Origin of the sequence: Limosilactobacillus rudii, from assembly GCF_014145455.1 — a bacterium.
Lineage (GTDB): Bacteria > Bacillota > Bacilli > Lactobacillales > Lactobacillaceae > Limosilactobacillus > Limosilactobacillus rudii.
Genome location: NZ_JACIVB010000063.1, coordinates 143,205 through 166,371 on the forward strand (window position 1 = coordinate 143,205; position 23,167 = coordinate 166,371).

19 protein-coding genes and 4 tRNA genes are annotated in these 23,167 nt (G+C 40.2%); 1 reads left to right on the top strand and 22 read right to left on the bottom strand.

What is annotated here, in order from left to right; genetic code table 11:
• Window positions 1-32: 32 nt before the first annotated feature.
• Window positions 33-1,826 carry a putative glycosyltransferase family protein gene (locus H5S39_RS11305; protein WP_182597166.1) on the top strand — a complete coding sequence of 598 codons (1,794 nt, stop codon included), beginning with the start codon at window positions 33-35 and terminating at the stop codon, window positions 1,824-1,826.
• Window positions 1,827-1,928: 102 nt separating this feature from the next.
• On the opposite strand, the gene H5S39_RS11310 is transcribed toward H5S39_RS11305, so the two are convergent.
• From H5S39_RS11310 to H5S39_RS11415, 22 genes are all read right to left on the bottom strand, one after another.
• Window positions 1,929-2,891: a beta-galactosidase small subunit gene (locus H5S39_RS11310; protein WP_182597167.1), complete on the bottom strand. Its 963-nt coding sequence runs from the start codon at window positions 2,889-2,891 to the stop codon at window positions 1,929-1,931.
• Window positions 2,875-4,761: a glycoside hydrolase family 2 TIM barrel-domain containing protein gene (locus tag H5S39_RS11315; RefSeq protein WP_182597168.1), complete on the bottom strand. Its 1,887-nt coding sequence runs from the start codon at window positions 4,759-4,761 to the stop codon at window positions 2,875-2,877. Before H5S39_RS11315 ends, H5S39_RS11310 begins: the two co-directional genes overlap by 17 nt.
• A 151-nt stretch (window positions 4,762-4,912) precedes the next feature.
• Window positions 4,913-4,998, bottom strand: a tRNA-Leu gene (locus H5S39_RS11320).
• 57 nt (window positions 4,999-5,055) lie between these two features.
• Window positions 5,056-5,508 carry a SprT family protein gene (locus tag H5S39_RS11325; RefSeq protein ID WP_182597169.1) on the bottom strand — a complete coding sequence of 151 codons (453 nt, stop codon included), beginning with the start codon at window positions 5,506-5,508 and terminating at the stop codon, window positions 5,056-5,058.
• Window positions 5,501-7,678, bottom strand: coding sequence for a Tex family protein (locus H5S39_RS11330; protein ID WP_182597170.1), 2,178 nt, complete (start codon window positions 7,676-7,678; stop codon window positions 5,501-5,503). Before H5S39_RS11330 ends, H5S39_RS11325 begins: the two co-directional genes overlap by 8 nt.
• Before the next feature lie 83 nt (window positions 7,679-7,761).
• A complete protein-coding gene (gene nadE, locus H5S39_RS11335) occupies window positions 7,762-8,589 on the bottom strand; it encodes an NAD(+) synthase (RefSeq protein ID WP_182597171.1) in 828 nt (275 codons plus the stop codon).
• Between the two features lie 12 nt (window positions 8,590-8,601).
• Entirely contained in the window at window positions 8,602-10,068 is a 1,467-nt protein-coding gene (locus H5S39_RS11340; protein ID WP_182597172.1) for a nicotinate phosphoribosyltransferase, read from the bottom strand.
• Between the two features lie 73 nt (window positions 10,069-10,141).
• Window positions 10,142-10,843: a GntR family transcriptional regulator gene (locus H5S39_RS11345; RefSeq protein ID WP_182597173.1), complete on the bottom strand. Its 702-nt coding sequence runs from the start codon at window positions 10,841-10,843 to the stop codon at window positions 10,142-10,144.
• Between the two features lie 137 nt (window positions 10,844-10,980).
• Window positions 10,981-11,691, bottom strand: a complete 711-nt coding sequence (locus H5S39_RS11350; protein WP_182597174.1) for an aspartate/glutamate racemase family protein — start codon at window positions 11,689-11,691, stop codon at window positions 10,981-10,983.
• Between the two features lie 32 nt (window positions 11,692-11,723).
• Window positions 11,724-13,373 carry an aspartate-alanine antiporter-like transporter gene (locus tag H5S39_RS11355; protein ID WP_182597175.1) on the bottom strand — a complete coding sequence of 550 codons (1,650 nt, stop codon included), beginning with the start codon at window positions 13,371-13,373 and terminating at the stop codon, window positions 11,724-11,726.
• Between the two features lie 84 nt (window positions 13,374-13,457).
• Complete coding sequence (locus tag H5S39_RS11360; protein WP_182597176.1) at window positions 13,458-14,861, bottom strand: MFS transporter; 1,404 nt, start codon at window positions 14,859-14,861, stop codon at window positions 13,458-13,460.
• A 129-nt stretch (window positions 14,862-14,990) separates the two neighbouring features.
• The gene (locus H5S39_RS11365; protein ID WP_182597177.1) at window positions 14,991-15,635 is read right to left on the bottom strand and encodes a hypothetical protein; all 645 of its coding nucleotides are present in this window, start codon (window positions 15,633-15,635) and stop codon (window positions 14,991-14,993) included.
• 70 nt (window positions 15,636-15,705) lie between these two features.
• A tRNA-Gln gene (locus H5S39_RS11370) sits at window positions 15,706-15,777 on the bottom strand.
• 9 nt (window positions 15,778-15,786) lie between these two features.
• Window positions 15,787-15,869: transfer RNA gene (locus H5S39_RS11375), tRNA-Tyr, on the bottom strand.
• A gap of 99 nt (window positions 15,870-15,968) precedes the next feature.
• On the bottom strand, window positions 15,969-16,799 hold the full coding sequence (locus H5S39_RS11380) for a metallophosphoesterase (protein WP_182597178.1): 831 nt from the start codon (window positions 16,797-16,799) through the stop codon (window positions 15,969-15,971).
• Window positions 16,800-16,949: 150 nt separating this feature from the next.
• Window positions 16,950-18,449, bottom strand: a complete 1,500-nt coding sequence (locus H5S39_RS11385) for a peptide MFS transporter (RefSeq protein ID WP_182597179.1) — start codon at window positions 18,447-18,449, stop codon at window positions 16,950-16,952.
• A gap of 212 nt (window positions 18,450-18,661) precedes the next feature.
• Entirely contained in the window at window positions 18,662-19,357 is a 696-nt protein-coding gene (locus H5S39_RS11390) for a lipocalin/fatty acid-binding family protein (protein WP_182597180.1), read from the bottom strand.
• A gap of 205 nt (window positions 19,358-19,562) precedes the next feature.
• A tRNA-Asn gene (locus H5S39_RS11395) sits at window positions 19,563-19,635 on the bottom strand.
• A 68-nt stretch (window positions 19,636-19,703) separates the two neighbouring features.
• On the bottom strand, window positions 19,704-20,249 hold the full coding sequence (locus H5S39_RS11400) for an NUDIX hydrolase (protein WP_259407333.1): 546 nt from the start codon (window positions 20,247-20,249) through the stop codon (window positions 19,704-19,706).
• A gap of 5 nt (window positions 20,250-20,254) precedes the next feature.
• Complete coding sequence (locus H5S39_RS11405; protein WP_182597182.1) at window positions 20,255-21,127, bottom strand: DUF1749 domain-containing protein; 873 nt, start codon at window positions 21,125-21,127, stop codon at window positions 20,255-20,257.
• Window positions 21,128-21,143: 16 nt separating this feature from the next.
• Complete coding sequence (locus H5S39_RS11410; RefSeq protein WP_182597183.1) at window positions 21,144-22,268, bottom strand: NADH-dependent flavin oxidoreductase; 1,125 nt, start codon at window positions 22,266-22,268, stop codon at window positions 21,144-21,146.
• 24 nt (window positions 22,269-22,292) lie between these two features.
• Window positions 22,293-23,162 (bottom strand): alpha/beta fold hydrolase, encoded by an 870-nt coding sequence (locus H5S39_RS11415; protein ID WP_182597184.1) that lies wholly within the window; start codon window positions 23,160-23,162, stop codon window positions 22,293-22,295.
• Between the last annotated feature and the right edge of the window lie 5 nt (window positions 23,163-23,167).

A 23,167-nucleotide genomic window follows, 5' to 3' on the forward strand; every position in this document is an offset into this window, starting at 1 on the left:
AATAAGCTTAACTATGCTTAGCTATTAATTCTATGAAATCCAAAATCGCAAATTTAATTAACTGGGGGCTTCCTTATTGTGCCATTATTGCTATGGCTTACCTAATTATGTTTCCCCAAATCGTATCGCATGGTGTCATTTTAGGAACCGATTCGATTTTTCATTTTAATCGCTTCTATGATGCCGCCAAGCAGGTTCAACAATTTAATTTTAACTATTTTCAAAGCAATTACTCTTTTCAACAAAGTGGACGAATTATCAACGCTGTCTATGGACCGTTATTTGCTTATTTAAACGGTATTATTCTAGGAATCGTTGGCACCTGGTACCGTTATCAAATCGTTACCACTTTTCTTGTTTATTTCATCGGCGGGGTTGGAATGTACCGCTTAGGGATTAATGCCCATAGTAAAAGGTTTTTTGCTACTATTTGTGCCCTGATATATATGAATATCGGTTGGCTACCACGGTGGGAACTAGCACAAAACATGAATGCCTGGGGAGCTGCCCTTGCTCCTTTTATGGTCATCTGCGGTATTCGAATGATTCAAAATCATCAACGTCCGATTAATTGGCTCCAGTTAATGATCCTAATGACCGTCGTAATTCAAATTCATATCCTAAGCTCCTTATTCTTTGTAGTCACATTAATACCGTTTTTTATTATTGGAATGATCCTAGCCACAAATCGTTGGCAAATGTGGATTGATACAATAAAAGCTGTCTTCGGAACAATTATCTTAACTGCTAATGTTTGGGGAGCACTATTAATGCTTAACGTGGATAATGACATTGCCACTCCTGCTAAATTCAATCTATTGAATAACGCTTTACAACCTGCAATGTTTAATAGTACCCGTGATTATTTAATTTACGCAATGTGGATTCTATTTATTTTGCAGTTAATATACGTTTTGTTCACGCTAAAAAATTCATTAACTAATACTGTATTAACCATTCTTGGTACTCTTATGCTACTGTTCAGTTCGATATTTACTCCCTGGAATATCATCCAAAAAATATTTCCAATGCTTGGTCATACCCTCCAGTTTCCTAATCGCCTTACAATTATTGCCTATCCACTCTTACTGGCAGGGGTTGCAATCAGCATGACAACCATCACTCAAAACAGCAATCATCCCGTTCTCTGCAATCAATTGACAAAGGGCTTTTTAATGTTATTGCTCTTTTTGGTTTTTTCACCAACAACAATTGATGTTTACGCTCGGGCTGCGCGCTACGATTCGGAAGTCGTTCTTAATAGTTTTAGCGCAATCACTCGCGTTAGTGACGATAAGGCAGCGATTCGTCACTCTGTTCACGACTTATATCCTGGGCAGCTACTAACGATGGTCGAAAAGCGGAGCCCGGACTACCTCCCAATACCTAAGAAATACTTAAACCAAAATTACGTTCGTTCATATGCTTATGAGCGCCAAATTATCAACGAATCCCGTAAATATACCCACACCGTCTTAAAACATGGAGGTCTTGAACTGACATGGACAGCAAAAACTGCTCAAAAAGTACGGCTCCCCATCATCACTTATAAGGAATCGATCCTAACGGTTAACGGTCACCGGTTGCGTCACTACCAACGTTCATCAGTCGGCGCTCCCTATGTTGACCAACAACCGGGGAAAAATACTGTTACCCTTTACTTTAAACAAGCAACTTGGTTTACAATCCTGCTTACTATTTCGCTAAGCGGCTTATTTATCCTATCGTTGTACGGTCTTTATTACTTTTGTACTCATCTCAAAAACTATTTTGACCATATTATGACTGGGAATGACAAAGATAACCTAAAAATAGGCAAGGTTTAGAAAATACGAGCTGCGATATAATTTTAATGCATAAAATCGGACGACAAGTTTTTTCAGCTCATCGTCCGATTTCATTTTAAACTAGGTATTTTTTTCGTCTGATTATTCTTTAGCATTCAAGATAAATGAAAATTCAACATCTTGGTCAGCTGGAATATGGTATTGCTCTTCAACATCAGCACCCCAACTGTCAATACCACCAACACCACGAACAGCACCGGCAATAACCAAAACGGTCCGCCGTGCAAGAGGCAGCTCTTCAATATGAGTAGCATTCTCTAGTTCTTCTGCCGTATACGGCAAACAACTGAATGCAAATGGTTGGTTCTCTTGCGCTATCGTTAGTGAAAATGGAGTTTTGTCTTTATCAGCATTATTTAATGTTGTATCGCGGGTAATTTCCACCCGATGCGTTGCCATATGCATTCCATTCTCTTGCGGAACCAAATACTTAGTAACTGGCAATCCATTAACATGGTAAACTCCTTCACTTGCGCCCGCCATCCGGTCAGGATAAGTCTCACCTGAAAGTCCTTCATAATCAAAACCTTTAGCCATTGTCGGCATCACAAACCGCATTCCGACAACCGGAAGTTCGGGCAGCCCTTCATGACCATAATAATGCATGGTTACCTTAATTTGACCATCTGGTGTAACCGTATATTCAACTGTAACATTGGTTGCCGGAGTCGTTAATGTCTCATAAGTAAACTTAACCACCACGGTGTGGGCCTCAATAGCATCACTAAATTCATTCGTTATCGGTGCAATTGGTAATTCAGTAAATTGTTGGCCATCAACCGTTAAATCAATTTTAGTACACTTATGGAAGGTATCTGCTCCCAGCCACTGTACCGATCGAATATTGAAACCGCTCCCCCGGTCATTATCGGTGGTTGCCCGCCAGAAAGTCGGCATCGGTTCACGGTAAAGCCATTCTTTACCGCTTATTTTCATTGATTCAAGGCCACCACGTTCATAGCTGAAAATGTAATGAAAATCATTGCCGGCTAAGCCTAGTGTCCCATCACCATAAATAACATTTAATTTATTTGTGTAAGCCATAGTAGTACCTTACCTCCTGCATTGCCGGTTTCGGTGTCCGGTCCGCGAACATTAAGCCATCTCCTGAGAATTCATAATCTGAATGACGATCATCAAAATCACCGCCATATCGCATAACTTCCTGACCACTTACCGGATCTTTAACAAATAAGGCTTGGTCAATGAAGTCCCAAATAAATCCACCAAAGTATTGTGGATACTTGTCGAGAAGATTGATGTATGATCCCATCCCCCCATCGGAGTTTCCCATGTCATGCATGTACTCACACTCCATAAACGGTTTATCTGGATTATTCTTTAAGTATTCTTCAACATCTTTTGGTGGTAGATACATCCAACTTTCCACATCAGAAATCTGGTCACGATACTCTGGCGTATGACAGACACCTTCATAATGAACGAGCCGACTATCATCGTGTCTCTTATAAAAATCATTCATTTTTACAAGGTTATCGCCGGCATATGATTCATTACCGAGTGACCAGAATAATATTGAAGGGTGATTTTTAAATGTCTCATAATTTGTCCGCGCACGATCAACTACTACTTCCTGCCACTGCGGAACAGAACCGGGAACATTATATGAAGGCTCGATAGCACCCATCTTTTGCCATGTTGCATGCGATTCAAGATTATTTTCTGCCATCATGTAAATTCCGTTATCATCACACATGTAATACCAAGGAATTTGATCGGGATAATGACATGTCCGCACAGCATTGATGTTATTTTCTTTAAACGTTGCAATGTCATCAGTCATGTCTTTCATTGTGATTGCCCGTCCACGTTTTGCATCCCACTCGTGACGGTTAACCCCATTAATAATCAAGCGTTTACCATTTAATAAGACAACATGATCTTTATTAATCTCAATCCGTCGGAAACCAAACCGATATGGAACTAATTCAAGTAAGTCACCATTTTCAGCTCTAATTTCAACCAATAATTGATAAAGGTAAGGATGGTGATTATCCCATAAGTGAACATTTTCAAGGTGTTGGTCAACAACTTTTACTTCGGTATCGACCGGATGACTTTCATTAATTAGCGTATTGCCATCATCATCTAGCACCCGTACATTAACTGTCCCCGTCTTCTCACCTTGCAAGTGGAGCATTACGTTAAAAATACCATCCTGATAATCATCGGTTACTGTTGGCCGAATATCAAGGTCTTCAAGATGAACAAGCGGTTGCGCCATTAGTTCAACACTACGGAAAATACCGGAGAAGCGGAACATATCCTGATCTTCAATCCACGAAGCAGTGCTGTGCTTAAATACCTCAACTGCCATCACGTTACCTTCATCTTGAAGATATGGCGTAAGGTCAAATTCAGACGGGGTAAAACTATCTTCAGCATAGCCAATAAAGTGGCCATTTAGCCAGAGGAACATTGCGCGTTCAACACCCTCAAAACGAACTCGCACTTGCTTGCCACGTAAGGCTGGATCAAGGTCAAAACGTCTTAAATACTGACCAACAGTATTATCCTTCCCCTGACTAAATGATCCTTCCTGGTCGTCATCTGGACTCAAGGCATAAGCAGGTCGCCGATAGATTTTTCCTTCCCATGGAATTAGGGTATTAATATAGTTATTCTGGGCATAATTATTTAGCTCGATTTCACTAGGAACATCAATTGTATCAAAGCTCCGACTATCATAATCGGTAGCATAAAAGTTATTTATCCGTTCCTGCGGATTCTTGGCAAAGTTAAATTGCCACTTACCATCAAGACTTTGAACAAACCGACTATTGTGATGCTGCCACTCATCATAATTTCCATAGTAATAATGATCACTATGTGCTGGTAACTGATTGACCCGGAATGTCTCCGGATCATCAAGCCACTTTATATTTGCATCCATCAGTAAATCCCTCCTCGTTACTACATACAACAACTAAAGTATAGCGCTTTCATAAATATAATAGCAAGAGGAGTGGTTAAAGTTTTACTAAATTTTAGTAGTAAAATTTAAAACAAAAAAAGCCTGAGTAATTAAACTCAGACTTTATTAGTGCGGCCGAGAGGACTTGAACCTCCACGGTCATAATTGACCATAAGATCCTTAATCTTACGCGTCTGCCAGTTCCGCCACGGCCGCATATCAACCAACGAATATTATTATAGCAAGATACCTATTCGTTGGCAACAACTTTTTTTAATTTTTTAAAATAAAATGGTGACCGCATCTTCGGCAAACGTATCGATGAGTGTTAAAACGCCGTTGTCGCGCTATTTTAACCCCACAACCAGTACATTGGTAATGCCATTTTTTTCTTACATCAACGCGCCGCTTACTGGTTGGCGGTGCAAACCTCGAACCACCAACTTGGGCTAGTAACGTTCGAAACGCATGGCTGCGATGATGGTAATCCATTCCTGCTAAGTGTAAATGATAATGGCATAGCTCATGCAGGACAACCCCGCGTAAATTATCCAGGTCAAATTCGGTATACATTAACGGATTAATATCAATATGATGATCACCAAGATGATAACGACCGCCAGTTGTCTTTAACCGTTTATTAAAAAATACTTGGTGGTTAAAGGGACGATTAAAGTATTCTTCTGACCACTGCTCAGTCAATCGCTGCAATTCTTCGTTAGTCATTAGCAACTGTTTGTGGTTCAATCATCGTTAATTGGATTCGTTGTCGTTTCAAATCAACGTCATCAATCCATACGTCAACAATATCACCAACGGCAACTATTGCCCGCGGATCACGAATAAACTGTTTACTCATCTTCGAAACGTGGACTAAACCATCATGTTTGACACCAATATCAACAAAGGCTCCAAAATCGACAACGTTTCGAACCGTCCCTTGAAGTTTCATCCCCGGCTTAAGGTCTTCAATTGTCATAACATCATGGCGCAGTAATGGTGCTGGCATTGAATCACGAAGGTCGCGCCCAGGTTTTTGTAAGGAAGCAATAATGTCTTTAACCGTTTCAGCACCAACTTGGTCATTAGTAAACTGGTCAATGTTAACTTCCTTTAATTTTTTCTCAGTCGCTGGCGTCCCTAAGTCAGTAGATTCAATTCCGACTGACTCAATAATTTGCTGAGCAACTTTATAACTTTCCGGGTGAACATCAGTATTATCTAACGGGTTCTCTCCACCAATAATCCGTAAGAAACCTACCGACTGTTGGTAAGCCTTAGGTCCAAGCCGGGGAACCTTCTTTAGTTGTGTCCGGTTAGTATAGCGTCCATTTTCATCCCGGTAAGTTACAATATTTTTTGCAATTGTCTTATTCAGGCCAGAAATACGAGTCAACAATTGATAACTAGCGGTATTAAGGTTAACACCAACCCGATTAACTGCCCGTTCAACGATTGTTTCTAGTTCACCGCTTAGCTCCTTCTTTGGCAAATCATGCTGGTACTGCCCAACCCCGACTGCCTGTGGATCAATCTTCACTAATTCTGCCAGTGGATCCTGCAACCGACGACCAATACTAATTGCGCTTCGTTGCTCAACATGTAAGTCCGGAAATTCGTCTCGTGCTTCCTTACTTGCGGAATAAACAGAGGCCCCCGCTTCATTAACAATTACGTAATAAATCGGTCGCTTAACCTTCTTCAATGCTTCTGCAACAAACTGTTCTGATTCCCGACTAGCAGTTCCATTACCAATCGCAATCATTTCAACATGGTATTTTTCAAGCAGGTCAATAAATTCACCCTCTGCTGCTTCCCGTTGCTTTTCTGGTGCTGGCTTATGAGGATAGATAACTGCTTTGGCTAAAAACTTACCATTTTCATCAAGGACCGCTAATTTACAACCCGTTCGGTATGCTGGGTCAAAGCCCAAGACAACTTTTCCCTTAATCGGAGCTTGCATCAACAGATGGTAAAGGTTTTCACCAAATACCTTAATTGCTTGTTCATCAGCCTTTTCGGTCAATTGCCGCCGTAGTTCTCGTTCAATTGCTGGTCCTAAGAAACGCTTATATGCATCCTTATATGCTTCTTCGATAAAAGCTGTAGCCTCATTTTGCTTACTTGTTCGAATTAGCCGAAAGTGAAGATAATTCATTATTGGCGCATCATCCACCGTTACTTTTACATTAATTACGCCTTCCTTTTCGCCCCGGTTAAAAGCCAAAATCTGGTACGAATTAAGTTTTTGAATAGAACTAGCAAATTCATAATACTGTTTATATGTACCTAACTCGTCCTTTTCTTCACCATCACGTTTAACATTCGTCTCTAGCTGGCCGCGTTGAGCAGTATAATTGCGCAGCCAACTACGAACTGTTGCCATTTCACTAATTGCCTCTGCTAAAATTTCATGAGCACCAGCAAGGGCACTGTCAACGTCTGGAACATCATCGTTGATAAATTCTGCTGCCTTTTCTTCAAGACTGCTATCAGGATAAGACAATAACCAGTTTGCTAATGGGGCCAGGCCATGTTCTTTTGCTTGTTGCGCTTTTGTTTGTCGCTTCTGCTTATATGGTAGATAAAGGTCTTCTACTTCTTGTAGTTCAGTAGCGGCCTCGATTTGTTTTTCAAGAGCTGGCGTCAATTTCCCCAGCTCCTTGATTTTATTAATAACTGTTGCTTGTCGTTCACGAAGTACGGTGACCCGGTGATATTCATCCCGAATTGACTGTAATTGTACTTCATCCAAAGTTCCGGTCATTTCTTTACGATACCGGGCAATAAAAGGAATTGTGTTTCCCTCATCCATCAAACCGAGGGCCGCTTTAATTTGCTGCGGACGAATATCGGGTAATTGTTTGCTAACAAGTTGAAGTGTTTCCTCTTCCATTTTTTCCTCCAAAATAATTAATTTAAAATAAGGGGGGGAGGCTAAGAAAATATGATCCTCAGCCTCGTAATGATCGTTAGTTATTACTTCCACCATGTATCAAAAGGGGTAATCGGCAAGTGGCGTTTATGCTCAGTTCTTGCATACCATCCTTCAATCTTCTCCGCTGTTACTGGTGAAACATCACGCCCTTCAAGATAATCATCAATCTCTTCGTAACGTACCCCTAGCGCCTCTTCATCTGGCCGCATCGGCTTATCCTCTTCAAGGTCCGCAGTAGGAATCTTGTCATAAAGTCTTGCAGGAGCATCAAGGAATTGCAATAACTGCTTTCCCTGTCTTTTATCTAAACCGGTAAGCGGAGTAATGTCAGCACCGCCATCCCCAAACTTGGTATAAAAACCGGTAACCGCCTCAGCAGCATGGTCGGTACCAACAACTGCACCACCAAATTGTCCTGCAATCGCATATTGAACAATCATTCGTTCACGAGCTTTAATATTTCCCTTATTAAAATCACTAATTTGTGAACCAGCAGTTATCAAGGAATCAACCATTGCATCAGTAGCTGGTTTAATATTAACCCGCATTACCTGGTCAGGCTTAATAAAGTCGTTAATTGCCGTCATTGCGTCTGATTCGTCGGCTTGTTCGCCATACGGCAGGCGGACAGCAATAAATTTATAAGCACTATCACCAGTTTTTTCTCGTAACTGTTCAACCGCTAATTGGGCCAGCCGTCCAGCAAGCGTCGAATCTTGACCGCCTGAAATCCCTAGCACTAAAACTTTCATCCCTGTCTTTTGCAAGAAGTCACCTAAAAGCTGCACGCGCTTCTGGACTTCTTCTTGCGAATCAATTTGGGGGCTAACATGTAGGGCCCGTATTATTTTTTCTTGATACTTTCGCACTAGTAACTACCTCTATTTATTTAATGACTTAACATATTCATGGACTTTATGGATTAATTCAAGTTTATTATCATAGCATTTTTGTGAGAGATCAACCGGGTATACTTCCGGATTAAGATCCCGCTTATATTCATCCCATAAAGCATTTAAGCTATCAAAGCCATGTTGACGGCTTTCTTCAAGGGTCGGTTCATCATAGACAAATTTACCATCCTGCCAAATCGGCTTAAGCATTGGGCGTGCGGTAAAGTCATCGACGTCTTTTTGTTGAAGGGGAAAATTAGGATTGAACATATTGAGTGATTTTTCCTGACGCGGGTCCTCATCAACTAATGTGATGTAGTCACCCTCACTCTTACGGTCAGCCCGATCATTAATCCGCCAAACTTGCTTCTTACCAGGAGTTGACATTTTAGCAACATTGTTTGAAATCTTGATCGTATCAACCATCTTGCCATTGGCATCTTCCATCGCTACAAGCTTATAAACCGCCCCTAAAGTTGGCTGATCATAAGCAGTAATTAACTTGGTGCCAATTCCCCACGTATCAATCTTTGCTCCCTGCATTTGAAGATTTTGGATGGTTTTTTCATCCAAGCCATTTGAAGCAATAATTTTAGCATCTGGAAATCCAGCATCATCAAGCATTTTACGCACTTTTTTTGAGAGATATGCCATGTCACCACTATCAATCCGGACACCCACAAAATTAATCTTATCACCGAACTCTTTGGCCACTTTGATTGCGTTAGGCACGCCACTCTTTAAGGTATCAAAGGTATCGACGAGGAACACGCAATCATGGTGCGTTTCTGCATATGCCTTAAATGCATCATAATCGTTCATATAAACCTGAACAAGTGCGTGGGCATGAGTTCCAGAAATTGGGATACCAAATAACTTACCCGCACGAACATTGCTTGTTGCATCAAATCCACCAATATAAGCAGCACGCGTTCCCCATAAAGCAGCATCAAATTCCTGTGCCCGCCGCGAACCAAATTCCATTACAGTCTGGTTGCCAACGATTGACTTAATTCTTGCGGCCTTTGTTGCCACCATAATTTGGTAATTAAGGATATTTAAGATAGCCGTTTCAATCAACTGTCCTTCTATAATCGGAGCATCGACTTGGATAATCGGTTCATGATTAAAGACCAAGTCACCCTCTTCAAAACTATTGATTGAACCAGTAAATTTGAAATCACGTAAGTATTCCAAAAACTCCTCATCATATTGACCTGTTGACTTTAAATATTCAATATCGCTATCAGTAAAATGTAACTGCTTCACGTACCGAATAATGTGATCTAACCCGGCAAATACAGCATACCCATTTTGAAACGGCATTTTACGAAAGAATGCTTCAAATACCGCCCGACGGTTTCCCAGTCCTTGTTTCCAATAAGTCTGCATCATGCTCAATTCATACGCGTCAGTATGAAGGGCAATGCTATCATCCGGATAATCAAATTTCATTAGTATAATTCCTCTCAAAAAGTAATATAGTTAGTCTGTATTGTAACACGGATTTGTCTTAAGCTTATAAATTTTACTTTTCAAAGACAAATTCAAATCGTGAACCAACATATTGAGTATGAACATATTCAAACGGCCGGCCATCTTGTAAGTAAGATAGCTGTGTCATGCGTAAAAGAGCATCGCCTCGTTTGATTTGTAAGTAATTAGCAATTTTTTCAGTTGCCTTGGTAGCAGAAATATGCTGAGTGGCATGTCCAGGATATAAATTAGCCTTCTCCTCTAATGTCCGATAGAAAGAAGTTGTTACTTCCTCCTTACTAAATTTTTGAATGAGATTAGCAGGAACCGTTGCAATTTCATAGCAAATCGGCACTTCATTACCATAACGAATTCGCTCCATTCGCAGGACTTGTTCACCAGGAGTTAATTTTAGCTTTTCCACTTCCGTTTGTGACGGAACCGTTAGATGGTAGGAAATAGTCTTGCTAGCAGCTTTTTTCCCCATCGCCTGCATCAGCTCCGTAAAACTTGTTACTCCTGACATTTTTTCTTGAACTTTACGATTAGCAACAAATGTTCCAGAACCAACGCGGCGTTCAAGAATTCCTTCATCAACTAATGCTTGAATTGCCTGACGCAGGGTCATTCGGCTAACGTTAAATTCACTAGCCAACTCACGCTCCGCTGGAATTTTCTCACCAACTTTCCATTTACCGTCTTCAATATTTTTTCTTAACTGATTATGAATTTGAATATAGACCGGTGAACTCATTCTTCTCTCCTCCTTACGCCACTATTTGTCAAGTGTCGCATACCCCTATATTTTACACCATCCTACCCATCTAGACCAATTTTTAAAAATAATCAAAGCGTGGTTCACTACAAATTCTGTAGCAAATCACGCTTTGACTATTTGCGACGTAATTTTAATGCACGTTCAAGGGACCGATCAACAATGATTGATTGAGAATCAGCGACGGGATACCTGGTCTCTGGATCCATTTCTTCAGCAAATGATAGTTCTGTACATCCAAGGATAACCACATCACATCCTTGCTCTTCTACCATCTTACGTACCAATTCATGATACTTTTTACCATCAGAGTGGCCCGCCTCTTTAATATCATGGTAAATTAAATCTTCTGTCATGTCTGCAATTTCCTGCGTTGGCTTTACTTCTTCATAGCCAGCACCGGTAATGTACGGATCATATAGGTTAGCAGCTAAGGTCCCATTCGTTGCAAGAAGCCCTACCCGCTTTGCTGCTGGTTTAATATTTTTAATCTCATTCACTGTTTCTTGCAGCATGTTTAAAATTGGAATTTCGGTCGCTGCTTGAAGCTTATTGAAAGAATAGTGCGCTGTATTACAAATCAGCACAAAAAACTCAGGATTTAATAGGCTTTGCTGCTTGATATCTTCAATCAATGCTTCATTTGGATCCGGCTGGCTATGGTCTAAAATCCATGCTGTTCGATCAGGAACGGTTGCATGGTTGACAACCAAGTAGTTTAAATAATCCTGATCACGGTGGATTGGTGTCCTTTTATCTAATAGACGTACATAACTCTCCGTTGCTAAGGTACCCATTCCACCTAAAATTGTAAAAAACTGTTGCATTTATTTTTGCACGCCCTTTCTTAGCGATTATTCTATGATAATAAAGCCACAAAAATCGGCCCTAATAATGTAATCCCAATATTTCCGACTACAAAGGCTGGTGTAAAGGCAGCAGCGTAATACGCTCCTCCTTCTGGTCCCGCTTTTTGTGAAATCTCACTCATTGCCGCAGCAATTGTCCCCGATCCAGTCAATGCCCCAATCAGCGCCAGTGGTTCCATTCTTAGAACATAGCGACCAAATAGCAACGTCAACAGGTGGGGCATAATTGAAATGAGGACGCCAATTACAAGAACCCCAATCCCCAACGATTTAATAGCACTCGTAAAAGCTTGCGCTGACTGTAATCCAACCGTCCCGACAAAGATCGTTAACCCAAAGCTCTGCAAGAACCCTGTCACGGTCTCAGGAATCGATTTACGGTCGCGGTGGCGTTCAATCCATGAACTTAAGATCAATCCCATAATCAATGCGGCAGTCCCGTTACCAAGCTGTAAAGGAATACTGTTTAATTTTATCCCGATAATCCCTAAAAGGGAAGCACAACCGATTCCTAATGAAAACAAAGAATAGTTCATCGCCGAATCCGCTGCTTTCCACCGGCCAATTTTCTTTAAGATTGCCCTAGTGCGAGAGGTATTCCCAGTTAATGAAATCACATCTCCCGGACGTAACTGGTTAATTAATTGTTGGTTCCCGCTAATCGGGTCTTGGATATTAATAAATACCCCGTGCTGGCGTAAAATTGCTAACTCACTGGGCTTGAACCCCTTGCCGAGCACAAATTCCCGTTCGCGGGGGGCATTCGTCGGTGTAAGTACTTCGGTAATACCCGCAACACGCATAAGCCGGTCAAAGTGTACCGCATAACCGATAACCGTTAATAGGTCCCCCGCTTGTAAACGATATTCAAGGTGATCGGTCATTTTGCCATCATGAAATGCTGCTAAAGCAATAATACGATAATCTGAACGACGGTTAAATTCTTCTAGGTTTTTCCCAACAAGAGACGAGTCACTAGCAATTCGATATGTTCTGCGCCAAGTTGGATTAGGATTTTTAGCGTGAAAATGATAATGTTCTGCCATTTGCGGTCCACGCTCTTCAATCGAGATTCCTAAAATCTTAGGAGCAATATCTCGCAAAAAAATAATTACTCCCAGTGTGCCAAACACATATGTTAACGCATAGGCTACTGGCAATTGTGCTTCATAAGTTGATTTGATACTTTGACTCACAGGTAACGAACTGATTGTTTGCAAGGAACTAGCGACTGTTGCAGATTGTGTCAGAGCTCCAGAAATCACCCCTGCTGCAATTCCTGGGCCAATTTTAAAGGCGGAGAAAAGACTCCAACCAACTAAAAATGCTATTAGCATCCAAAAAATACTGGCAATCAAAATACGAATTCCAAAAAGTTTTAAACTTACAAGAAGCTGTGGGCCAATTCGGTAACCAACTGAAAACATAAAGGCTCCGAAGAAAATCGTCCCAAGCATTTCATTACGCGGAAATGCTCCAATCTGCCCTACGATAAGGGTGACGATTAAAGTCCCCACTGTTGCACCAATATTAAATTTCCCCGCAATTTTATAATTACCAATTAAAAAGCCAAGTGCGAGGCAAATAAAAAGTGTAAAAACTTGATTGCTCACCATAAAGTGAACGATAGAATGTATCATCTTTTTTAGTCGCTTTCTTTAAAATCATAGCAATTCCATTAATCATGCCACATTATTACATTCTTATCGTCCTAATTCAACCACCTATTTGGAAATACTTGTTTGCCCCTTTTTCTGCAAATGATAATTGGCAATCATCGTTAATAAAGTTACCACTGCAATAATGCCAAGCAGAATAAAATCAAAGCGACCACCATCATAAGTTCGCCCGGCTAAGGAGCCAACCTTTTTCGCTTGAAATAGAGCAATCGCCGAAGCCAATAAACTAGTTCCCAACGATCCAGCAAATTGTTGGACCATGTTGAAAATTGAATTTACATCCGGCGCATTCTGCGCTTGCACTAACATGGAAGCATTTGAAATGGTATTAGAAAAGGCAAAATTAAAACCAATTCGCAATATCACAAAGAAAATCATGACAAATAGCGGTGTCAAATATTGTTGAAAAATGCTAAAACAAATTGTACCAACTACGAGTAAGCATCCACCGGTTACTACCGGCACGACAAACCCCTGGCGGTCAGCAAGATTCCCCGCAATCGGTGAAACAAATGCCCCGATTAGTGATCCGGGTAATAAAACTAATCCAGCAACAATCGCTGACGAATGCAATACATATTGAATATAAATTGGAATAACCAAGGAAATTCCAATATTGATAAATTGTAAATTAAAATAAGTTAACGTCGATAAACGTAATGGAATAACTTTGAACACGCGTAAGTCAAATAACGAAGACTTACCATGATTGTTAACGTAAATAAATATAGCAAAGAAAATAATTGCGACTAATAATAATAACCAAAATTGGAAACTAAAACCGTGTTTCCCAACCGTTGCAACTGCGCTAATCGTACTGACTAAAGCAATCGCAAGCGTAATTAAACTTGCATAACTAAAGGCCTTGTCATTCCCTAATGGCTTATTGCGAATAAACAACTGACCACCAAGAAGACTAATTAATACAATCGGAAGCAAGATCCAAAAAATCATCCGCCAGGATAGTGTTTCAGAAACAACTCCACCATATGTCGGTCCTAAAGCCGGTGCAAATGAAATTACCATTCCAGCTAGACCAGTCATCATTCCAATCCGTTCTCGCGGGATTTCGGTAAAGATTAAATGAAACATGATCGGAGTTGCTAGCCCAGTTGCCACGGCCTGGATTAACCGTCCTGTTAATAAGATTGGGAAATTTATCGTCAACGCACACATTAAGTCGCCAACGATAAAAAATGATACCGCGAATAAATGCAGCCATCGCGCAGCATATTGACGTAATAGGTAGGCAGTCGTTCCCATCGTAACTGTAACCATTAACAAATACCCGGTTGTAATCCATTGAACAACGTCAAGAGACACCTTAAACTGTGCTGATAGTTCCGGATAAGTAACATTCATTGACGTTTCATTAAGAACCCCAATGAATGTTAATAGTGCTACCGAACCGATTGCAAGATAAATTCGGAAAAAATTTTTGGCTTCCATATCAGTATTAATTCCTCCCTTTAAAAGCAAAAGAGCTACGGTGATCAACTCCACCACAGCTCCATGCAATAAAACGATTTTAAATAACGGTTTAATTTTACCAAGTAAGATAAATAAAAGTCAATGTCATTATTGCTCACTTAATTTTTGCAACCACTGTCGAGTACCCTCATCCAGTGATTGGTCAATCTCAAATGGAAATGGTTGTAGTAAAGCCCGAACCTTTTTCCAATCAATCTGTTGGTTAGTGAAGAGCGACGTAGTAAGCATTGCAACCATTTGTGATTTTCGTTGCTGGTCTGCTTGCGGTTGATTAATGAAGGTAATTGCTACTACTTTCTTTACCAATAACTGAAGAACTAATTCTTCCAGCGCAGGTTGGCTAATCGACGCTGTAATCCGCAAGCGCTGCCGAAGTGGCACAGCTGGTAACTCTTTTTGTAAGAAACGTTGGAGGGCTTCCCATTCGGCTAATACCTGTAAATAAAATTGCCAAGGTACACGGGCATTTAACCGTGTAAGCAATGGTGGAACAATTTGCTGGAGGTTACCATTTGCAGTGAGCAATTGTTCGCAAATTTCAATAAGCATCCGTTGAATCGTTTCACGATACGCTGGCTTGACCCGCTTTTTTAATGTTAAGGCATAACGGACAACTAAGAAATCAGTTAATTGATTATTAGCAATTACCGTTTCACCCCCACGCTTCTTTACCTTGAAGTTGTTTAACTGTTTTATCTGTGATGATTTAGCAAAGTGTCCTTGTTTTGGCATGACATCTCAGTCCTTAAAATAAAATGTAACAAAAAAGCCGCGACACATACATGTCACAGCTTTAATACAGTTGGGCTAGCTGGATTCGAACCAGCGCATGACGGTACCAAAAACCGTTGCCTTACCGCTTGGCTATAGCCCAATAATAAAGTGGAGGAGGGTGGATTCGAACCGCCGAACCCGAAGGAACGGTTTTACAGACCGTCGCGTTTAACCAGACTTCGCTACTCCTCCATGAAGTAACGTAATTGATAACTCATATCAATCAACGTTTATTATAATACCTAATTTCTATCTTCATTGCAAGAGTTTTTTTCTATTTTCTCAAAAAAATTAGAGTTGTGTAAAATAAAGACGGCTAATCCATTGATTTAATAAGCTTTTGTCTTGCCAGGTTCCCCTATTCTTGCGCTGAACACCAACTGCACAATTCCGATACGCAATCCCATTAATCGTAGTTAGTGCGGGCGCATAGTGCAAATGACCATAAAAAACTTGGCGAACCACTGGAAATTCAGCTAATAAATCTCCTAATTTTTGGCTGCCCATCATCGCCTTAACCATTTCCCACATTCGTCGACGTTTCCGCTGAGAAGGTATTTTTTGAGGAAGCAACACAGCTTCAGGCGCAAAGTGAGTCATAAATAAAACTTGTTTTCCGCTTATTTGAGCAGCAGTCAATTGTTGGCGAACTTGAGTTAAAACATTAATCATTCGTGCTTGATCACTCATGGGCTGACTAATATTGCGGTCAATCCAATATGCTTTTTTCCACCTAGCAACCTTATCGGGAAAACCATAATATTGTGAGAAAGAATAATCATACCAGCCATTATTGCCGATTACTCGCCAGTTAGTTTTTGGAAGATCAATAAAATGATTATGCAAGTAATGGGGATCCGCAAGATTCTCAAGCTGATTATAAGTAACATTTTTCAACATGTCATGGTTACCAGCTAAATAAAAAACTTGGGTAGTAGGAAGTTGCTGTTGCAATTGCTTAAAATATTCCTCTGTTTTAGCAAAATCATTAAACATATCCCCCAATGAAAAATAGTAATCAACCTTCATAGTCGTTAAATAATCCACTTGTTGGGTAATGAAATTTGCTATTTCTGCATGGTTCAAATCTAAATGCAAATCACTGCTTACTGCAATTCTCATATAAGACCTTCTTTCATTTAAATTTCCAGTCAGTTAAATATACCATCAATGTGGTATGTAAATAAGACCCCAGTGCTCGGCAAGACCGAACTCTGGAGTCTTATTGTGTTTTGGAGGCATAAAAGACTTCTCAAGCTCCCTATTTAATATTTACTCTACCCCGTCCATTAAAGCATGAATCTTCTTAACAAACAAGCAGAGGATTAATCCGAAGACAATACTTACAGCCCCGATAATTAAGAAGTAAGGGACTTCTGTAGCTGATGAATAGTACTTAACGATTTGAGCATTAACCGCTTGTCCAGCAGCATCAGCTAAAAACCACATACTCATCATCTGGGACTTAAATGCGTTTGGCGCCAATTTAGTCGTAACTGAAAGACCAATTGGAGAAATCAACATTTCAGCAATTTCCACGATAAACCATGAACCAACTAACCAGAAAGGACTAACCCGTCCAGCAGTAGTACCATGAATCATTGCCGGTAATGCCATCCATACATATGAAAGACCAGCAATTACTAACCCAGCAGCGAATTTACCAGGGGCACTTGGCTGTTTTTTCCAGCGATCCCAAAGCATTACGAAGAATGGTGTTAGGATCATGATGAATAATGGGTTTAACGTCTGGAAGTTAGCAGCAGCAAAGTGCCAGCCACCAATGTGTAACACTGTCCGTTGTTCAGCAAAAAGAGCTAAAACAACAGAACCAGACTCTTCAATTGCCCAGAAAATTGCAGCGGCAATAAAAAGTGGAATATAAGCAACAACCCGTGACTTTTCATCCTTTGTAACTTTCTTGGAATTTAGCATCATTACAAAGTAGTAAATTGGCAATGCAATCGCAATGATCGTAATTAAAGTAATAATGTTGGTAATATTTAACTGGCCCATTGCAGCGAGTAAGCCGAGGATTACAACTAAGGCAATTACTCCCACGATTGTCCAAATAATAACGGGGCGTAAACTTTCCTTATCAATCGGGTCATCCGCATACAAACTGTCTTTAGAAAGATACTTACGGCCGTCAACAACATACTGAACTAAGCCAAAGAACATTCCGATAGCGGCTAATGAGAAACCAGCATGGAAGTTCATCTCACCATGGAAGAGGTTTAGCCCAAATCCATTAGCGGCCCACGGAACAGCCCATGGAGCAACGGCTGCCCCTAAGTTGATACCAAAGACAAACATACTGAACCCAGAGTCACGACGACGATCTTCTGGACTATATAATCCCCCGACCATTTCAGAAACATTTGGCTTTAATAAACCAGTACCAATAACAATTAAAGCAATTGATACATACAGTGCAGACACACCAAACGGTAATGACAACGCAATATGTCCAAACATAATCAGGACACCACCGATGAAAACCGTTCTCCGCGATCCCCAAACACGGTCAGAAAGCCATCCACCGACAACACTAGCTAAGTAAACTAATGATCCATAGATAGACATGATCGATGCTGCGGTAGCTTGGTCCATTCCCAAACCACCCTTAGTAACAGCATAGTACATGTAGAATAAAAGGATAGCCCGCATTCCGTAGTAACTAAACCGTTCCCACATTTCAGTGAAGAACAGGGTGGACAATCCACGTGGTTGCCCGAAGAAGGAGGTATCCAAATTTTTCTGTTTACTCATATAATTCCTCCAAATAATTTCGCTTTTCAATTAACAACCCGTTAATTGGATACTCATTCCAAATATTAAAAAACTTTAACAATAAAATTCAGAATAGTACTATTATAAACGTGTTTTAAAACATCGTCAATTAAAAAATAAGTTTTTGATGAGAAGTAAGGAGGGTATATGAGCTATTATCCTTCATTTAATTAACTTTGTTGTATTAGAAATTAATTTGATGAATCATCGTTATCAATAACCGGTCGTGGATATACTTTTCCATTTCGTACAATCGCATATTCAGTACCATTGTCATCAACAAATGCCCATCCTTCATCCGGCTCGGATAAGTCAGTCGTCGCCTTTAGTGAGTCAATCTTCTTACTATCTTTGTGATGATCCTTGGCCCACTTTTTTAAGGCCGCTCGTGCATGTGACGATGACTCTTTAGGTTCCGTATTCTTTGATGAATTACTATTCTTCGAGTGCTGTTCATTTAAGAAATCATCAATGTTAAAATCACCATGTACCCGTCGGAACGATTGATTAGGCCATTCATCATTCCCAACTAAGCTTAAATTATCTTCATTCAATCGTGCATCAATCGGCGTATCATAATTACTATCATTTAAATTGATAATGTAATTATTCTTTTCTTTCTTCCACGTCAACTGATCATGAATATCCGCTTTCGTTGGGTTAGCCATTACATAGGTCCCCGTTCCGTCAGAATTTAATGTTATAGCGGCTCCATCAGCATCATCACGATAAGAGCCCACAATCTGTGCTTCTGTTTTCTTAGTCGCGGATGATTGAGAACTACTGCTTTTACTGCTACTAGTACTAGAATTATTGCTACAACCACTTGAACATAGACCAATTGCAAAAATACTTGTTACTAATAAAATTGCCTTACTAAATTGCATTATTAAGCCTCCATTCTCTTAAGCCATACACTAACTACATTTTTAGTATATGCTCCTCTCACACTTTCTACAATTTTTTTGATAGGACAATTATTTATTTAGCAGCGAAACATACAGTTTTAGGTAAAACAGTTATTAAATATAAATTTAAAAAGTGAAATAAAAAAAGATGCTAACCTTAAAATTAGGCTAACATCTACTATAACTCCGGCAGTCAGACTCGAACTGACGACAACCTGATTAACAGTCAGGTGCTCTACCAACTGAGCTATGCCGGAATAACTTATCAACACAAATTATTATATCATGTTGACGAGTTATTGAAAACAATTATTTTAAATTTTACTTACCCGTATAAGTAAAAGCCATTGGCTAACTCAGGTTTTATGCCTAATGGACTAAGATGGTTAGCACTGTTATTAGTCAACAATTGACGAGTTAGATCTGCTAGTGGTAGGTCCATAGCTTGCGTTAAAGTAAAAAAATGTGCTTCTAAAATCTCACTATGTTGAATTACAACATCCCCACTAACAAATGCTAAAGCAAATGTGACATATATCTCATGGCACTTTTTCTCTGGAATCTCAGCAGTTGATACTATCCGTTGCGGTTCTGCAATTACCCCTGTTTCTTCTTTAATTTCTCGTTTAATTGCCTCTTGCATCGTTTCCTCTTGTTCAACAAAGCCACCTGGAATTGTCCATAATCCTTTTCCCGGTCTTTGTGCTCGCTGCACCAGCAATATCTGCTTATCCCTAGCGACAAGACCGCCAACACTTATTTTCTCATTACTCCAATGAACATAATGACAGTTAGGACATACTTTTCGCTGTCGTCCTTTATATTTTTTCCATACCAACGAGTTTCCACATTGCGGACAATAATTAAACATTTAACTCACCCATTTTTAAGCAACCGCCAGTTTTTCAGTAACTTTTTAATCTCCTGGGCAACCCGTTCTTCCTGGTGACTATAAATATGACCAGTATTAGGGATATATATCAATGTATTCTCACTTTTATTCAACAAATGGGCATTGAGATTTTCCAAATATCGTTTTGGCGAATTACCGGCAAACCGGTCATACATCCCAATGAGCATTGCCCCATTATAATTGACATGTTCTAATTGACTAAAATCACCATCATTGGCGGCATGAACATTATTAAGTGTGTCATCATCCAACCAGCGTTTGGCATTGATAGCCGTACTGGTCAACCACCGAAACATTCGAAATGGGAGAATTTTATTGTCATCCCCATTAACTAGGTATTCATCAATTATCTGTCGTTGGCGGTTAGTAATACTTTTTCTTAAAACTTCAACATCAACCGGACTCATCAATAGGAAATGTTCAATATTAGTACTGTGATGGTTAGCAAGGTAATGAATAACCTTATTAGCACCAAAGGATTGTCCACCTAATATAATATGTGAATACCCTGCATTGCGAGCATAAGTTAGATAAGCTTCAACATCGTCATCACTTTTCCCAAAATCTTCATCAAATGCACCATAAATTTCTTTTACCTTGGTCTTCGCATTGAAAGCAGCCACCCGATTAAAGGCATCACGAGTGTGACCAATAATTAAATCAACTTTTTCTTGCTGTAACTTTTTTCCAATGACCGTATAAAACGGATTATTACGAATATTTCCTTCTACACCTGTAATCAAAATAACAACGGTCTGGGATCCGGGGGTCTTAAAAATATTGCCCTTTAATACTGTTCCCGTTTTAGTACTTACTTCAAGTGCTCCAAGCATCATCCACCCCTTCTTCCTATTAATTTTTTCTAACCGGACGAGGGTTGTGAATTGCCATATCCAAATGATCATGCTCTGCTTGCAACATTGCTGGTGTATAGCGGTAATGAGCAGCATGTTTCCAGTTAAAACTGGTCTCAATTTGGTCTTCATGATCATTCTTTATCAGGTCAATCAAATTAGGATTTAACATTACCGCCCAGCCAACAGCTATTAAGTCTGCCCAACCAGTATTATAAGCCTCCAAGATTTGGTCAGCCGTTTTCAGCGAACCAACACCTATTAATGGTAACTTTCCACTGATTCGTTCATGGTACACCTGCATCCGAGTTAATTTTTTATCTGCTCCGCGTCGTGGATGAGAATAGAAGCCAAGTAATGAAATGTGCAGGTACTGTAAAGGTTTCTTAACAAGCTCATCCACTAATGATAATGTATCCTCCATCGTAAAGCCTTGGCGTGGTCGTTCTGGCGAGAAACGATAACCAATGATAAAGTCAGGACGATTATATTTCTTCCGTACTTCATCAATCGCGTCAATAATCGCAAGTGGAAACTTAAGCCGGCCGGCAAAGCTTCCGCCCCATTCATCATTTCGGTGGTTGATATTACCAGCAAAAAACTGTTCAATCAGCCAGCCATTTGAGCCTTGAATTTCAACGCCATCCATTCCCGCACGAAGTCCTAGTTCTGCCGCATTGGCAAAATTAGCGACCATCTGCTTGACTTCCGTTCCAGTCATCGTCCGTGCATGACCACGGGAATCTCCCGTTGGTGATACCACCGGATGCCCCTTTGTCATCCATTTCTTTGCTTTATAACCAGAATGAGCAAGTTGCATAACAATCTTAGCCCCTTGTTCATGGGCAATTTTTACATACTCTTGCAATGTTGCAAGGCTTGACTCATCAAAGGCATTGGGGGATTCAAACCCTATTCCGCTTGGCGCCACATTAGTAAACGGCATGATATACATTCCAAAACCACGGAAACGATCACGCCAGAAATTACGCGCTGTTGGTGTCAGCTCACCATTCTTACCAGAATCATAAATTGTAAGTGGTGCAACAACTAGTCTGTTTTTAATTTCCACGCCATTGTTAAACGTATACGGCTTAAAAAGGACTTCATATTTCTTTTTCATTGGATTTTCTCCCCTTTCCTTTGATTAGTATCCCCACATTTTTAACAATTTAAGCAGTTCATCAGCCAATTGCTGTTCTTTTTGCTGATAAGTATGCCCAGTCTCAGGGATAACAACTAACTTATTTTGCTTTGCAGTCTGCATATGATCATTGATGTTTTCAAGAAACTTTTGCGGGTCGCCATAGGTAAAGCGGTCATAACCACCAATTATTAGTGCCCCGCTATGGGTGATTGCTTTGATTTGTGAAAAGTCCTTTTCTGGTTCCACATGGACATTATCCAAGATATTATCAAAAACCCACTGATAGTCGGTGTTAGCAGTTCCTGGGATCCAGCCGAGCAAATTAAATGACATCCGCTGATCACCTTCACCGCGTTTCCGTTGCGCTAAAATTTCATTCTTTTCCTCTTCAGTTACAACGCTAGTCAAATACTCCAAATTAGCAGGACTCAGGAAAATAAAGTGTTTGATTCGTGAGTCATGGTGACGTGATAAATAGTAAATAACTTTATTAGCACCAAGTGAATGCCCAGCTAAAATAATATTCTGGTATCCTTGCTGGCTGGCATAATCCAAATAGGCTTCAATATCTTCATCAGTATTATTAAAGTCCTCGTTCCATGAACCAATTATTTCCTGCTTTCCTGTTTTAACATTCAGGGTAGGAATTTCACCAAACGCATCAGCTGTCTGCGCGTAGATAAAATCTATTCCAGCTGCTGATAGTGTTTTTCCAATATTTACATAAAAGGGATTGGAATAAAAATTTCCATGGATTCCAGTGATGGCAATCACCACTGTTGAGGGATTAGGAGCAACATGCGCAGGAGCATCAAATAAGACTCCCGTTAAGACACTCCCCCGTTTAGTTGGAAGTGATAATCGCTTCATCCTCT